Genomic DNA, 14,908 nt, shown 5'->3' on the forward strand with positions numbered 1-14,908 from the left:
TTGGCATGCCTATGCTATACTTTCTTCCCCGATGAGTTCCCGCGGTAAAGTCTCTCGTCTTCAGACTTTGAGAAAAACTTCATCTCCTCTTTTACGCCCAACCCAGGCCAAGGCAAAGAGCAGGATATCCCGAAGATATCCCGAGGATATCCCGAGGATAAGCCGACGATAAGCCGACTCTTATAGAGTCGGGATATCCCCGGGATATCCATGGCATATGTATGGGAGAATAGTGGGATATCTATTACCTTTTCATGGCTTTGGTATTTAGCTACCTTCTTGAGATATTATTATGGCCTTGAAGGAGCTTCTGATTTCCAGGGAAAATAAAATAGCAACTCCCTTTTTCAGTACGAAGGGTTTTATGAGGAAAATAAGGCCAGGGACAGTTTTTACTCTTCCAAACTGCTTAAGCTGGGTTGGAGAGTGCTAACAGGTTTTAATTTTTGAGGAAATATCATTTCGGCTATTGCAGCCACAAATACAACGCCTATGGCGCCAATCACATTCATCCACAGGAAACTAATATCAGGCAGCCAGTTCATAAAGCTTATCTGCTCATTAAAGAAAAGGACCACTACACAACATTCTACAATTACAGCTGCAATGAATACTGCTGTTCCATTGATCTTTTTGAAATAGAAAGCTACCAGGAATATCCCAAGAATAACCCCATAAAACAGCGAGCCCAGTACATTCACTGCCTCTATCAGGCTTTGTCCAAGGGCACTGGAAGATTGCGCGATCAGGATGGAAAACACACCCCAGGCCAATGTGTACCATTTGGAGATCCTGTACTCATCAACCGGCTTACCCCTGCCAACAATCTGCTGGTGAAAATCGCAAACGGTACTGGCAGCCAGTGAATTTAAAGCGGCAGCAATGGAACCCCAGGCTGCCAGGAATATTACAGCTATCAGCAGCCCTTTTAACCCCGCAGGTAGATGGTGTTTGACAAAGGAAAGAAATACATAGTTGGTATCATTTGTATCCTTTCCGGTTGCTTTCCTTGACATCTTTTTGAACGCCTCTCTATAACCTTCAGAGGCTTTATTTAACTGGCGGATAACATCGGTATTGGTTTGAGTGCCATTGGTGTAGGCAAGCAATGCTTTTGATTTCAGTGCATTGACCGAATCAAACCCCGCTTGCAGGGTAGTTAAACTATCCTTATAGGATGTTTGCTGTACTTCATTTACCAGCGAATCATTAAATGACAAGGGGGCATTATTGAACTGGTAAAATGCAAATACCAATACCCCTATCAGCAATATGGAGAATTGCATGGGGATCTTGATGAGCCCATTCATTAATAATCCCAGCCTGCTTTCCGTATTATTTTGTGCTGTCAGGTACCTGCCCACCTGCGACTGGTCGGTGCCAAAATAAGATAGTGCAAGAAAAAAGCCGCCAATGATACCACTCCAGATATTATAGCGGTCGTTCCAGTTAAAGCCGTTTTCATTTCTTCCGGAAGTTATCACATTGAGTTTACCTAGTTTGCCACTCACTTCCAGGGCTTCAGAAAAACCCATATTACCTGGCAATAGCTTCACCACCATATAACCGGCCATCGCCATGGCAAAAAAGATGATGACCAGCTGTATCTTTTGAGTATAGGCTACTGCCCTGGCACCACCTGCCACCGTATAGATGATCAGCAGGCCACCCATAATGATATTGGTCCAGTAAATATCCCATCCGAACAAGGAAGACAGGATGATGGAAGGTGCGTATATGCTGATGCCCGTAGATAATCCCCTCTGTAATAAAAATAGAAACGAGGTCAGTGTCCTGGTTTTCCCATCAAAACGCTTTTCCAGGAACTCATAGGCTGTGTAAACCTTAAGCCCGTTGAACATGGGTACGAAGGTGATGCATATGACCACCATGGCCAGGGGAAGTCCGAAATAATACTGAACGAAACGCATGCCATCGGCAAAGGCCTGCCCGGGGCCTGAAAGAAATGTAATGGCACTTGCCTGTGTACCCATGATGCTTAACAGGACCAGGTACCAGGGCATGCTCCTGTTGGATAAAAAATATCCATCAAGATTTCTTGTTGTACGGCTTTTGTATAATCCATACACAACGATGCCCGTCAATACCAGGAAGATGATGATCCAGTCAAGCTTTGTCATGAATACATATTCGTCAATAAGGTAAACAAAACAATTAGCAGGATAAGGAAGCCTATGACGACCATGTACCAGGCTGTCCAGGTTTTAAAAATGGGTACTTTCTCCTTATGCCCTTTCATATAGTCTATTTTAATTTCAAGACAACTAAGCAAACTATTAATGATAATCAATCTCGACGCACCATTATCGTCTTTTTAGCATACTTGATCCCAATAGTCCAAGCGCTAATCCTATGATCAATCCAAGCTGCACTCTTTTTATAAATATCCCTATAACTAATCCCAACAGGATCACAAAGAAAAATCCTATGGTTCCCCTCGTCTGGTCCGGTTTCCTCTCTGGCATCAAAACTCCTTTTTTCTATTCAATGCAATAATATTGGCTAATAACCTGTATGCACCCGGAACACCTGCAGGCAATTCCCTGAAAAATACCAGGCCTGTGTATGTAAAATAGCCTTTACCATATTTACTTATCATCAGGCTGCCATCATCAGGCGCTTCACCAGGATCATTCATGCGCAAGATGTACCTGAAAGCAGTATCCTTACTTGTGCCATGATAGATACTTCTTTCCTGGACCCAGTCTTTAAAATCATTGGCAGTGATCTCATTGGGAAAATGCAATACCGGATGATTGGGATCGATAAAACTTACGGCCGCATTTTCATCGGTTATGCGGTTACGCGTGATAGTGAGGTCATAGGGTGCTATTTTAGCCCTTACAGGTCCAATATTATTACTGGTATTGTATTGTACAATGAGGTTGCCGCCATTCTGAACGTACTTCATCAGCTTATCATAATGGTTGTTCATCCAGTCATTGGTATTATAGGCCCTAATTCCTGTAATGATAGCATCATACTGGTCCAGATGATTCCGTGATAATTCCTTATCTCCAAGCAAGGTTACTTCATACCCCATTTGCTCAAGACCTGCAGGCACCTTGTCACCCGCTCCTACAATGTAACCCACCTTCTTTCCAGAGGTCTTAAGGTCTATGTTCAATAGCTTCACACCGTCGGAATAAAAATACCTGATGGTAGGAATATGGTCATAGTTGATGCTGGTCATTGCCAGGTAGGCATATTTATCCTGGCCATTTTCTGTGAAATCAGCAAATGGCTGTACGTAATCAGTTTCTTTATTTAGTTTTTCATTGGAAAGCATGAAAGAATATTCACTGGTATTATTCTTACTAATACTGACAGCTCCCTGTTTTTGGGAAATATCAAAATTAGCCGACCTTATTCTTGGCACCATGCTGCTGGCCACAATGTTTTTGTTGGCAGCTGCCACCAGGGTGATCTCCTTTGATTGCAATTTTCCTTTCTGAAATAATACAACATCAGGAGAAGAATATACGGTCATGGGTGGAATAACAAATACAGGCTCGTACAACTCACCTTTTACAGGATCGGTATGTTTGTATTGAACTGGCTTTGCAACTGAAAGCGTATCCTTTCCAAATAGTAAATTGAACCTTGCCACATAAGCAGGGGTTATGTCCGGTTGACCAATCAATAATTGATCATTTACCTGGAAGATGCCTTCTTCCATTTTTTCCTTCAACCAATAAGGCTGGCTCAACGATTTTGTATTACTTACCAATAATGATTTTGATATAGACAGGTTTTGATTGGGAGCTAATGGTGAATGAACAATGGTATCAACATTTTCAACAGTTATCTCTGCAAGTGAAACCGGGATACCGCTCCTGTTATTCAATAAGAAGTTCACTTTGAGTGAATCCCCCTGCACAGCATTCTGAACATCAGATGTAGCCTCTATAAACAATCCGCCTGCCTGCTCCACCAGTTTTTCTATCTCTGCCAGTTTCCTGTTTCTCCAATACCCTTCCGGCATGGACAATAAACTATTCCGAATATCTAAAAGTGCTGCTACAGACTTTTGTGGGGTTACGAAATCAAAATTCGCAATAAGGCCGCTGATCTTTTTTTCAACCTGGGCACTTCCGGGCACTCTTTGCCAACTGGTATTCACATCATCCATCAAATCGTTTGAAGGCTCACTGCCACCCGTAGTTTTAAAAAACTCAAAGGCTTCTCCCCTGCTGGCCGGGACACCAAATCCCTGGCTTTTATGCTGGCTACGGCCAAGTGCCGCTATTTCGCCATAACTCTTACCCAGAACTGCATTGTAGCCTCCCACATCAAAATGGAACTGGCTGTTGTTAGTGGTATTGGTACTTCCGAAGTTGAATGTGTTCCAAAGTATACGTTTCGCCTGCCAGGGTTGAACATATTTCAATTGTTCAGGAAAGCGTTTAGGATCTGCTGCTGCGGTAAATGCTTCATTAGCAAGAATAGCAGAAGCGGTATGGTGACCGTGACCCCCTTCACCGGTGGTTGGAAACCTTGTAATGATGACATCCGGTTGAAACTTGCGAATGACCCAGACCACATCAGATAAAATCTTTTCCCTGTTCCATTTGGTAAAAGTCTCCTCGGGGGTTTTGGAATAACCAAAGTCATAGGCCCTGGTAAAGAATTGTTCGGCACCATCAATTCTCCTGGCGGCGAGCAATTCCTGTGTACGCACCAGGCCAAGCGAAATACCCTGTTCATCACCTATAAGGTTTTGCCCGCCATCGCCCCTGGTAAGTGATAGATATCCCGTTCGGTACAATTTTTCCTTAGAGAGGTACGCCAAAAGTCTTGTATTCTCATCATCGGGATGTGCGGCAATATACAATACACTCCCCAGCACATTCAGCTTTTTCAGGCCTAAATAAATATCAGCAGATGTATAATTGGTTTGGGCAATGGATGGAAGTAAATAACAAAAACAAACTATGGCAAGGAGTGCTTTCTTCATGCAGAGTGATTCAAATTGAGCGTGAAATAAATAAAAAGGGTGGTATTACCTGCACCCTTTCCAATAATTATATAAATTTTATTGTCCTACAAGGAATACGGCATTAGAAAAAAGAAGTTTCCCGTTTTCCCAAAAGCTTCTGAATAAAACATCATCAGCAAGATAGGTAATAGTGCCCTGGCCTATATCCTGCACCCCAAATAGTAAACCGTCCTGGAGATGACTTTGCAATTTAGCACCTACAAATCCAGCCACCTGCTTTTCTTTTTTGATAACCCCTACGTTCCAGCCACCTTCCTTGATGAATTCATATATAGCATCATCCTGTTTTAATGTATAATAGTAATCAGGAAAGCCAAAGGCTAGTGGGTGCGTATTATCAAGGTCTACCTTGTAAATGGATCCTGGCGTTGTATTAGGAATATAATCCCTTTCCCGGTCCTCGTATTTTTTTAATGAAGCATAAATATCCTTTGTTTCGGGCTCCTCTTCCTTTTTTTGTTTAATGGTCCAATCCAGGTGGGCGAGTTGAGCAACTGCAGACTCCAGGGCTATTACATGTCCTCCCCCTTGTATCCATGTCTTCAGCAGATCTGTTTGTGGTTTGTCTGAAAGAAAACGATAATTGCCATTGGGAAGTATCAAAACGTCATAGTTGCTCCAATTGATGCGATTGACGTCATTGGCATTGATCAATGTAATAGGATAATGTAATTGCTGGTCAAAGAAATGCCATACTTCTCCTGTGCTTAAAGTGCTGACACCATCGCCTGTTAGCATAGCAATTCTCCTTTTAGCCAGTGGACGTATATAAGGGCTTCCCAGGTCATTACCCTTGTCTACAAATCCTGAAGAAACAGGCGTAAGCTGTATTTTAAATTGTGTGGCAATATGTTGAATGGAATCCCATAGTTTAGGATAAAACTGGTTACTTGTTTTTAATATTAATACAGTGCCTCTCTGGAATTGCTGGCTACCTATTGAAAAGGGGTGTTCACTGAAACGAAGCTTTACACCCCTTTGCAGAAGGTCAGTAACAAGCTTAACACTTTGCACTCCATTCCAGGGTATGGCATAACCATAACTTTGACCCGCATTATTAATTATGGAGGTATCAAATTTTGCTCCAGGAGAAATGAATTGCTTAGTGGCGAATGCTTTTACTCCGTACACATAGGGCAAAGCCCAGGCTGTAATATCATAGGTAACACTATCGGACAGGCGGGTGGAAGGTTCAAAAAGTACTTTTACAAGAGTACCTTTTGGCTGGGCAGATTGAACTATTATATCAGAGCTTTCAAGGTTGAAAGTTCCTTCTTTCCCTGTATCATAATTATACCCTTTATAAGTGGCTGCCTTACCGGTATTGTATTCAATTTTATTTTTATCAAGCAATTCAAGAAGTGCCTTTATGCGTCCTGCATCCCGGGGATCGTTTTTAATGACATATGATTTGTATTCTCCAATTCCTTTCATGGAATTCTTGTAATATTCCTGGAATTGAGCCACCAATCTGGAAGCGTTTTGTGAAGCGACTTCCACGGTACTCAATCCTGTTGTATAATGATGTGTTACCCTGTCCAGCAAGGTGAGCGTATCACTGCTACTATTAATGACCATCAAACCACCTGCATTACCGCCACCCTGCTCATATGTCATTCCTATTGCGCCATTATACAGCGGGTAGGTATCCCCGTAAGAAGGATATAACAAGTCGAATCTTTCTTTGGTAAAGTATAGCCATCCCTTTTCATCAAAATAGCGTGCATGATTCAGGCCAATGGTCTTTTGAAAATCTCTTTGCCATGGGGTGATCACTTCATGAAATGGTTCTGCAGCGGGGGCAAAATAATAGGGATCATCAATACCCTGCTCATGAAAATCTACGTGTACCTGTGGCAGCCATTCATTATACAAATGCAGACGTTCCTGCGTCTCCAGTTGCGTTTGCCAAACCCAGTCCCTGTTCAGATCAAAATAATAATGATTGCTTCTGCCGCCGGGCCATGGTTCGCGATGCTCTCTTGCATCAAGTGAGGCATTGGGTTGTGCACCAACAACAGAATTAAACCAATTGACGTACCGGTCGCGGCCGTCAGGGTTTAAGCATGGATCCAAGATTACCAGGGTATTTTGCAACCATTGTTTAGTCTTGTTATTAGATGAATCAACCAATGCAAACAGTGTCAGCAAAGAAGCTTCTGAAGAGGATGTCTCGTTACCATGTACATTATAACTTAACCAAACAACCGCAGGAGCATTGCTTACCTCCCCCCCGGGTGCCATTTGTGCCAGGGCCTGGTTGTTGTGCCTCACAGATTCAAGGTTGGTTATTGTTGAAGCATTAGACACATAGGCTACCAGCAGTTCCCTACCCTCATAAGTGCGGCCATAACTTTGGAGCTTTACCAGGGAAGGAACCTTTGAAGCCACATATTTATAATACTCCACTATGCGCCAGTGTGGTGTAAACCTGGTTCCTATTTTATATCCTAAAAACTCTTCCGGAGATTGCAGTTGTGCAAAGGAGAGTACACAAAGGAAAATACCAGTTAGTAAAGCACACAACTTTTTCATGGCAGGAAAATAACAACCAAAAAATGAATTAGACAAAAAAGGTTCGGGAAGCAGATCCCGAACCTTATAAAATAAACAAGCAATAGCTTATAATGATAATTCTATTCTTCCAAAAATATAACGGCCGTTATAACCAAATTGTGTTGCCCTGCGGGAATAAATGAACTGGTTAGAGGTGCGTGTGGCAGGATCAAGTGTTTCATCAGGGTAAACATCCAGCAGGTTGTTAGCGCCAACAGAAAGTCGCAGGTTATCGGTGAACTTATAACCTATTGATGCATCGGTAACAACTTTGGAACCATATACCTGTTGTGCAGCCACTACATTGGTAGCTTCTGTTACTTCGCCAAACCATACATTGCGCACAAAGAAATTGAATTTGCTGATTCCATAAGTAAGGGTGAGCCCTACTTTCTCCCTTGGCACTGAACGCTCGAGAAACAGCCTGTTTGATTCACTGAAATAAATGTTCTCTTTACCTTTTAAAAGCTCCGACGCCTTGATGTCACCAACTCGTTGGGTCTCTGTAATATTTCCTGACAGGTCAGCACGAAAATTCCCGCCGCCCAACCGTATGCCATATGAAACTACCAGGTCAACACCCTTTGTTTCCGTATTAATGGCATTGGCAAAGAATTGTGCCCTGTTGGCATTGGCCAGCGCCAGCAAGCGATAGATCTCCTGGTCGGTAGGAGAAGCTGTAGGAGAATTACTACCCTGGAACAAATCAGTATAAACGATCCTGTCATTGATGCGGATATAATAACCATCCAGTGTTATTTTAAAATCACCCACATTTCCTGTAAATCCTGCACTGACGTTCTTAGATTTCTCGGGACGCAAACTGGGTATGCCCAGTAATTGGGCAGGCCTGCTGTCATTGGGAAAGGTTCCCACTTCATAAGGTATACCCGCTACAAATAAGGTAGACGTAGTTGACAAATAGCGCTGGTGTAAGGAAGGTGCCCGGAATCCTGTGCTAACGGAAGCCCTTACGGCAAAATTCTCTCCTACTTTATACCGCATGGCCAGCTTGCCGTTCACTGTTGATCCAAAATCATTGTAATTTTCAAACCGGCCTGCCACATCTACCAGGAATGCCCGGGAGAAATTAAACTCTATATCCCCATAGGCTGCTATGGCACTTCGTGTAGCATTGACCGCATTTTCCGGGCGGAAACCTGGGAAGGCCTGTGCACCGCCACCACGGGCAGAACTGTCAGCACCGCCAAAGCGCGTGCTTATGGGTCCTTTTGGATCAGGCACCAGGATTGGTTTACCATTGGCATCAACACCAACCTGTCTTGCATTGCCATAATTGGTATAAGAGGCTTCTTCCCCTGCAAGCAACTGGTATCTTTCAAATCGATGCTCCGCACCAAAACCAATATTGATACCGCTTAATAGATCAAACCTTTTGGAAAAATCAAGATTGGTTGTATTCTGGGTGAAAATAGGTCCACCGGAATTAAACCTTGTCGGCGAAGTTTTTTCCATGGAAGCATTGATGGTATTAACTACCCTGAAAATAAACTGGTTCTGCCCAAATGTGTTGCTGAAATCAACATCCCACCCTCTTAATTTGCTCCTGATACCCAGCGATAAAGACTTGTCATATATGTCTGAATGTATCTCAGGCAAAAAACCAAGGGGATAGATCTCAATTACGTTATTGGCAATAGAGGGAAGCCTGCGGTTGGCAGCCGCCTGGCCATTCCTGTATCCAATACCTCCAAAAACATAAAACTCAGTTCCATTATCATCCATTGGAATAGCTCCATTCAACATAAACTGCCCGCTTCTTAACAATGATTGTCCTACTCTTTGTTTAAAATCACCACGTGTTAATTTGTTAGCAGTAAGGAATGAATCCGTAGCATCAACCGTTTGAACAGCACCTGAAGCATTCCGGCCATTATATCTTGAAAAGATTACACCGGTTCTGTCTCCAGCCCTGTTGGTATAATTTCGATAGTCATATGAACCTGAAAAGTTCATAAAACCACCACGCTGACCCATGGGTATTCCAAAATTGACGGCTGTTTGCACTGTTTCACCATCTGTTACTGACTTCCCCTGGAATTTGGTAACATTTTCACCACCTGTCAGGGAAGCTGTCACCTTGTTCACGTTGCTTTTTAAAATTATATTAATGACACCGGCAATGGCATCACTGCCATATTGGGCTGAAGCACCGTCTCTTAATATCTCCACCCGATCTATAGAAGATACAGGGATTGAGTTAAGGTCCGTGCCTACAGATCCACGGCCAAATGTTCCATTCAGGTTGACCAATGCAGTGTTGTATCTTCTCTTACCATTGATCAGCACCAATACCTGGTCAGGTCCTAATCCACGAAGTGAAGCAGGATCTATATGATCGGTTCCATCGGCAACAGTTTGGGTTCCGGAATTAAAAGAAGGTGCTGCATAAGTAAGTATCTGGTTGATATAAACCTGGGGAGCATCACCAGCCAGTTTTTTTATGTCTATCACATCTACAGGTGCCGGGGTTTCCAATTGTGTCCGGGGCAGGGAACGTGAACCCAGTACTACTACTGCCTGTTCCTGTCCTCTTTCCTCCAGGACGAAATCAACAGTAACCGTTGACTCACTTGTTACGGTAACTGTTTTTTTAGCACTGGAAAATCCTACATAACTGGCATTGATAGTTTGGGTACCCGTGGGAACCAACAGGCTAAAACTGCCATCACTCGTAGTGCTTGTTCCCCTGGTGCGCCCCTGGATGGTAACCGATGCACCACTAAGAGGATTACCACTGGCATCTTTGACAGTACCCTTGATGGTACCTGTTTGGGCATTAACACCCATCGCAGTTAACAGGAATAATAGAAAAAGGGAACCGTACTTTCTAAGAAATAATTGTTTGCTCATAGCAGAATATTTAGTGAATAAGTAATTCTTGTATAGCAGTGCAATTCGTAGTGCCTTGAAAGAGAGGGGTACTTACTCTAATTTAAGAATTTAACCAGTTATGAGCAAATAAGGATTCATAAAATGGCAACTGAATTAACGGGGCTTCCTTAACTTAACAGCTTTAAATCCCCGGCATGAAAAAACTGGCACCCCTGCTGTTATTGATATTATTTTCCTGCAGCAGCACAAAAAATGTTATAGATAAAAATAATGTTGACCCCTGGAATTATTCCATTACAAAAAACCTGGTTGCACAGAAAGGCGCTGTTGTTTCTGCTCATCCCCTGGCCAGTGCAGTGGGCGTAGCCATTTTAAAAAAAGGCGGCAATGCAGTTGATGCTGCCATTGCAACCCAACTGGCATTAGCGGTAGTATACCCCGGAGCTGGAAATATTGGTGGAGGTGGCTTTATGGTGGCAAGGCTGGCAAACGGTGAGACCCTGGCACTGGATTACAGGGAAATGGCACCGTCTTCCTCAAGCAGGGATATGTATCTTGATGCTAATGGCAATGTGGTTCAGGGAAAAAGTATCAATGGACATTTATCCAGCGGAGTACCGGGATCCATTGCGGGCATGTTCGCCAGCATGAAATATGCAAAGCTTTCATTTAAAGAATTGATACAACCTGCCATTGACCTTGCTGAAAAAGGTTTTGCCATTTCGGAAAGAGAGGCAAGTTCTTTAAATAGCATTCAGCAGGATCTTCAAAAATACAATACGCAACCATCAGCCTTTCTTAACTCAAAGGGATGGAAAGCCGGTGATACCCTGGTACAAAAAGACCTTGCCAATACATTGAAACTTATCAGGGATAATGGTGAAGCGGGTTTTTACAAGGGAAAGACTGCGGAACTGATAGTGGAAGAAATGAAAAGAGGCGGAGGTATCATCACATTGGATGACCTAAAAAACTACCAGGTGAAATGGCGTACTCCACACAGCTTTGATTACCATGGCTATACCATTGTATCCATGCCAATGCCAAGCAGTGGTGGTATATTATTACACCAGATGCTAAAAATGCTGGAAGACAAGCCCCTTTCTTCTTATGGCTTTTTATCTCCCCAGGCAGTTCAATTAATGACAGAAGTGGAACGACGGGCATTTGCAGACAGGGCAGAATACATGGGAGATGCTGACTTTTATAAAGTGCCGGAAGCGCAACTCACTAATGAATCCTATTTAAAGAAAAGGATGAATGATTACCAGCCAGGCATAGCCGGGAACAGCACACAAATAAAGCCTGGTGTATTGCCCATGAAAGAAAGTGAGCAAACCACGCATCTTTCTGTATTGGATGCTGAGGGCAACGCCGTATCTGTTACAACCACATTAAATAATTCCTACGGTAGTAAAACAGTCATTGGTGGTGCAGGTTTTTTTATCAATGATGAAATGGATGATTTTAGTGTGAAACCCGGAGTACCTAACCTGTATGGTGCAGTTGGAGGCGAGGCTAACGCCATTGCACCTGGAAAAAGAATGCTAAGCTCTATGACCCCCACCCTGGTACTGAAAGATGGAAAACCCTTTATTGTTGTAGGAACACCAGGGGGAACAACCATTCCTACCTCTGTTTTTCAAACCATAGTTAATATCATTGACTTTGGAATGAGTGCTGATGATGCAGTGAATAAACCTAAATTTCACCACCAGTGGTTGCCAGATCAAATTGATGTGGAAAGATCATTTCCTGAAGCCACGCGTATTGCACTTCAGAAAATGGGATATACTATTAAAGAACGTGGTTCCATTGGCAGAACAGAAGTGATCAAAAAAATCCCGGGAGATGGAATGGAGGCCGTTGCAGACAAAAGAGGTGATGATGCTGCTGCAGGTTATTGACCATACTTTATAAAAAATTATAGCTATACTCATGGATATAGGCACAGTATACCTTGGAAGTGTTATCAAACGTTTTAATGAATATAAAACTCTTGGAGATAAAACATTTGCTCAATTGTCGGAAAACGATTTCTTTTTCCAGCCCAATGAAGCATCAAACAGTATCGCTGTCATTATTCAACACATGCATGGAAACATGCTAAGTCGCTGGACAAATTTCCTTACTGAGGACGGAGAAAAAGATTGGCGGCAAAGAGATGAAGAATTTGAAATAAAGGATCTATCCCGGGAGCAGTTGATTCAAAGATGGGAAGAAGGCTGGAATCTCCTATTCGATACATTGGATTCTTTAACCACTGGAGATTTACTAAAACAAATTACTATCCGTCAGCAACCATTAATAGTAGTTGACGCTATCAACCGTCAACTGGCTCACTACAGTTCACATGTTGGCCAGGTCGTTTACCTGGGAAAATGGATCAGGGGGAACCAGTGGACTTCATTGTCCATTCCCAAAAAAAATCCAGCACAATAATTTAATTGAAGTTTTTTATTACTGTTTTAACCCACTAGTATTTTTATACAGGAGAGTAATATTATAGTCGCCCGCCTCAACCAGCTTAAAAGGTGACCTGGCTTCAATTGGAAGTTTATCCCAGAGCTCTGCTGATTTTCCTTTAAAGGAAATGTCGAGCATGGCAGCCGATTGCTTGTATTGCATGTTCACAGCCTTTACGCCTTTTACTTTTTTGAGATCATCTTTCAATATAACCAGGTTATTATCGTCATACTCGATATTTGAGATATAGATAGAAATTGTATCTCTTTTATTTCCAAAAAGGGAATTGAATGAGCTCTTAAGATCATTCATAGCCATCTTTAATGAATCAGTTTTAACAGTTAAAGATTGATTCCCGGAGGGACCTGCAGACTGGGATGTTTTGGAGTTGGAAGAAGGCCTGGCTCTTGCCGTTTGGTTTTGCGCTCTTGAGGAAAAAGAAATGATAAGAAAACAGGCAAAGTACAGGCAATAGCATTTCATAACCAGGTTTTTTAGCTGTGATGAAATTTCCTGTACAGATGAAGGGGGTACGTCTGACCAGTATAAAGTTAAATTGTTTTCCAGTTAAGCTAAGAGAGATATTTTCTATTGAACAGTTGTGGATTCGTCATGAGATCTTTTTCAATTCCCTTACTGTTCCATCATTATTCCCGCTAATTACTATATCAACCCAGCTATAGGGAAATAGTCCACATTCTACCACACCGGGAATAGCATGGATGGCTCCTTCCAAAGCTTCAAGATCTGTTATGGTTTGGAACTGGCAATCAATGATCCAGTTGCCATTATCTGTTTTATAAAAATTATCTCCTGATTGACGCACAGTTGCTTTACATCCCAGTGCTTCCAGGTGCGGAATGGCAAAATTATAACCAAATGGTATTGTTTCCACTGCCACCGGAAAACGGCCAAGCTTTGCAGATAATTTAGAATCATCAATAATAACAATAAATAGCTGGCTATTGAAGGCGAGGATCTTCTCACGGGTCAGTGCTCCTCCTCCCCCTTTAATAAGGTTGAATTGGTCATCCACCTCATCTGCACCATCAATATAAATATCAACACTAGTTATTTCGGTCATACCTGCCAGTGGTATCCCGGACTCTATTGCCTGCTTTGCGGAGGCCAGGGAACTGCACACAGCTCTTACGCGCATTCCCTCCTTCACCATCTCTCCTAATTTTTGAATAGCATAAAAAGCCGTGGTGCCTGTACCGAGGCCAACGATCGTATCCTCTTTAATGTATTCAACAGCTTTTAAAGCTGCAAGTTGTTTGGGATTCATGGCAACACCTTATAAATATTGTAAGCCTTCTCAATCAGGGATATTGTTCCAGAATGGTTTTCATTTGTTCAAAACCCGTATGTTGAAAAGATGGAATATTTGCACGCCTTGCAGCTTCCACCAGGTAGTTCCGGTCATCAAAATACAGGCATTCCTGCGTGCTCACCTGGGCAATGCCTAATGCCAATTTAAATATACCCGGATCGGGTTTTCTCATGGCAACCTCACAGGAAGATACAAAGGCATCAAAACAGCGATGCAAACCAAATTTTTTAATACGGTAGTCATTTAATTCGCGTCCTTCATTATTGATGGAAATGACCTTTACTTCTTCCCGCTTGCTTTGCTTCCAATCTATCAGCCATTCAAGGGTTTGGGGAAGTTGTTGTGATTCGGAGAACATGAAAGATTTAAAATCCTCCCTTGTAAAATTACGGGGTTTATAAAATAAGGTGGTATCGAGGTATTCGTCCAGGGTGAGCTTGCCAATTTCGTAAATATTGAAAATGAATTCATGCAATGCATTCACTTCTTCATAATCAAAACCAAAGACCTCCGCAGCTTTCTGCCTTGACTGGTGTCCCCAACCATTTGTCAACAGAACGCCTCCTATATCCAGGAACAATACCTTTAGTACAGGTGGTTGCATACTCTTTTACCATAAATATACTGGAAGCCTTGCAGAATTAAATGGAAACGGTAAAAGAGCAATAACAAAAGCA

At 42.5% G+C, this 14,908-nt stretch carries 10 protein-coding genes; 2 read left to right on the forward strand and 8 right to left on the reverse strand.

Going from position 1 to position 14,908, the window contains the following annotated elements:
- Positions 1-392: 392 nt before the first annotated feature.
- The 5 genes from BUA53_RS02740 to BUA53_RS02755 form a co-directional block, all read right to left on the reverse strand.
- Positions 393-2,141, reverse strand: a complete 1,749-nt coding sequence (locus BUA53_RS02740; protein ID WP_072833720.1) for a sodium:solute symporter family protein — start codon at positions 2,139-2,141, stop codon at positions 393-395.
- A gap of 183 nt (positions 2,142-2,324) precedes the next feature.
- Positions 2,325-2,486: a hypothetical protein gene (locus tag BUA53_RS21140; protein WP_175546002.1), complete on the reverse strand. Its 162-nt coding sequence runs from the start codon at positions 2,484-2,486 to the stop codon at positions 2,325-2,327.
- Positions 2,486-4,978: a PIG-L family deacetylase gene (locus tag BUA53_RS02745; RefSeq protein WP_072833721.1), complete on the reverse strand. Its 2,493-nt coding sequence runs from the start codon at positions 4,976-4,978 to the stop codon at positions 2,486-2,488. Before BUA53_RS02745 ends, BUA53_RS21140 begins: the two co-directional genes overlap by 1 nt.
- 78 nt (positions 4,979-5,056) lie before the next feature.
- On the reverse strand, positions 5,057-7,555 hold the full coding sequence (locus BUA53_RS02750) for a M14 family metallopeptidase (protein ID WP_072833722.1): 2,499 nt from the start codon (positions 7,553-7,555) through the stop codon (positions 5,057-5,059).
- Positions 7,556-7,642: 87 nt separating this feature from the next.
- Positions 7,643-10,450, reverse strand: coding sequence for a TonB-dependent receptor (locus BUA53_RS02755; protein ID WP_072833723.1), 2,808 nt, complete (start codon positions 10,448-10,450; stop codon positions 7,643-7,645).
- Between the two features lie 176 nt (positions 10,451-10,626).
- Here BUA53_RS02755 and ggt point away from each other — a divergent pair, with 176 nt between their 5' ends.
- Positions 10,627-12,339 carry a gamma-glutamyltransferase gene (gene ggt / locus BUA53_RS02760; protein ID WP_072833724.1) on the forward strand — a complete coding sequence of 571 codons (1,713 nt, stop codon included), beginning with the start codon at positions 10,627-10,629 and terminating at the stop codon, positions 12,337-12,339.
- A 31-nt stretch (positions 12,340-12,370) separates the two neighbouring features.
- On the forward strand, positions 12,371-12,874 hold the full coding sequence (locus BUA53_RS02765; protein ID WP_072833725.1) for a DUF1572 family protein: 504 nt from the start codon (positions 12,371-12,373) through the stop codon (positions 12,872-12,874).
- An 18-nt stretch (positions 12,875-12,892) separates the two neighbouring features.
- Here BUA53_RS02765 and BUA53_RS02770 read toward each other — a convergent pair whose 3' ends face one another.
- From BUA53_RS02770 to BUA53_RS02780, 3 genes are all read right to left on the reverse strand, one after another.
- Entirely contained in the window at positions 12,893-13,381 is a 489-nt protein-coding gene (locus BUA53_RS02770) for a hypothetical protein (protein ID WP_072833726.1), read from the reverse strand.
- Positions 13,382-13,508: 127 nt separating this feature from the next.
- Positions 13,509-14,186, reverse strand: coding sequence for a ribose-5-phosphate isomerase RpiA (rpiA, locus tag BUA53_RS02775; protein WP_072833727.1), 678 nt, complete (start codon positions 14,184-14,186; stop codon positions 13,509-13,511).
- A gap of 34 nt (positions 14,187-14,220) precedes the next feature.
- The gene (locus tag BUA53_RS02780) at positions 14,221-14,835 is read right to left on the reverse strand and encodes an HAD family hydrolase (RefSeq protein ID WP_072833728.1); all 615 of its coding nucleotides are present in this window, start codon (positions 14,833-14,835) and stop codon (positions 14,221-14,223) included.
- Positions 14,836-14,908: the final 73 nt, after the last annotated feature.

The organism is Flavisolibacter ginsengisoli DSM 18119, assembly GCF_900129295.1.
GTDB classification, from domain to species: Bacteria; Bacteroidota; Bacteroidia; order Chitinophagales; family Chitinophagaceae; genus Flavisolibacter; species Flavisolibacter ginsengisoli.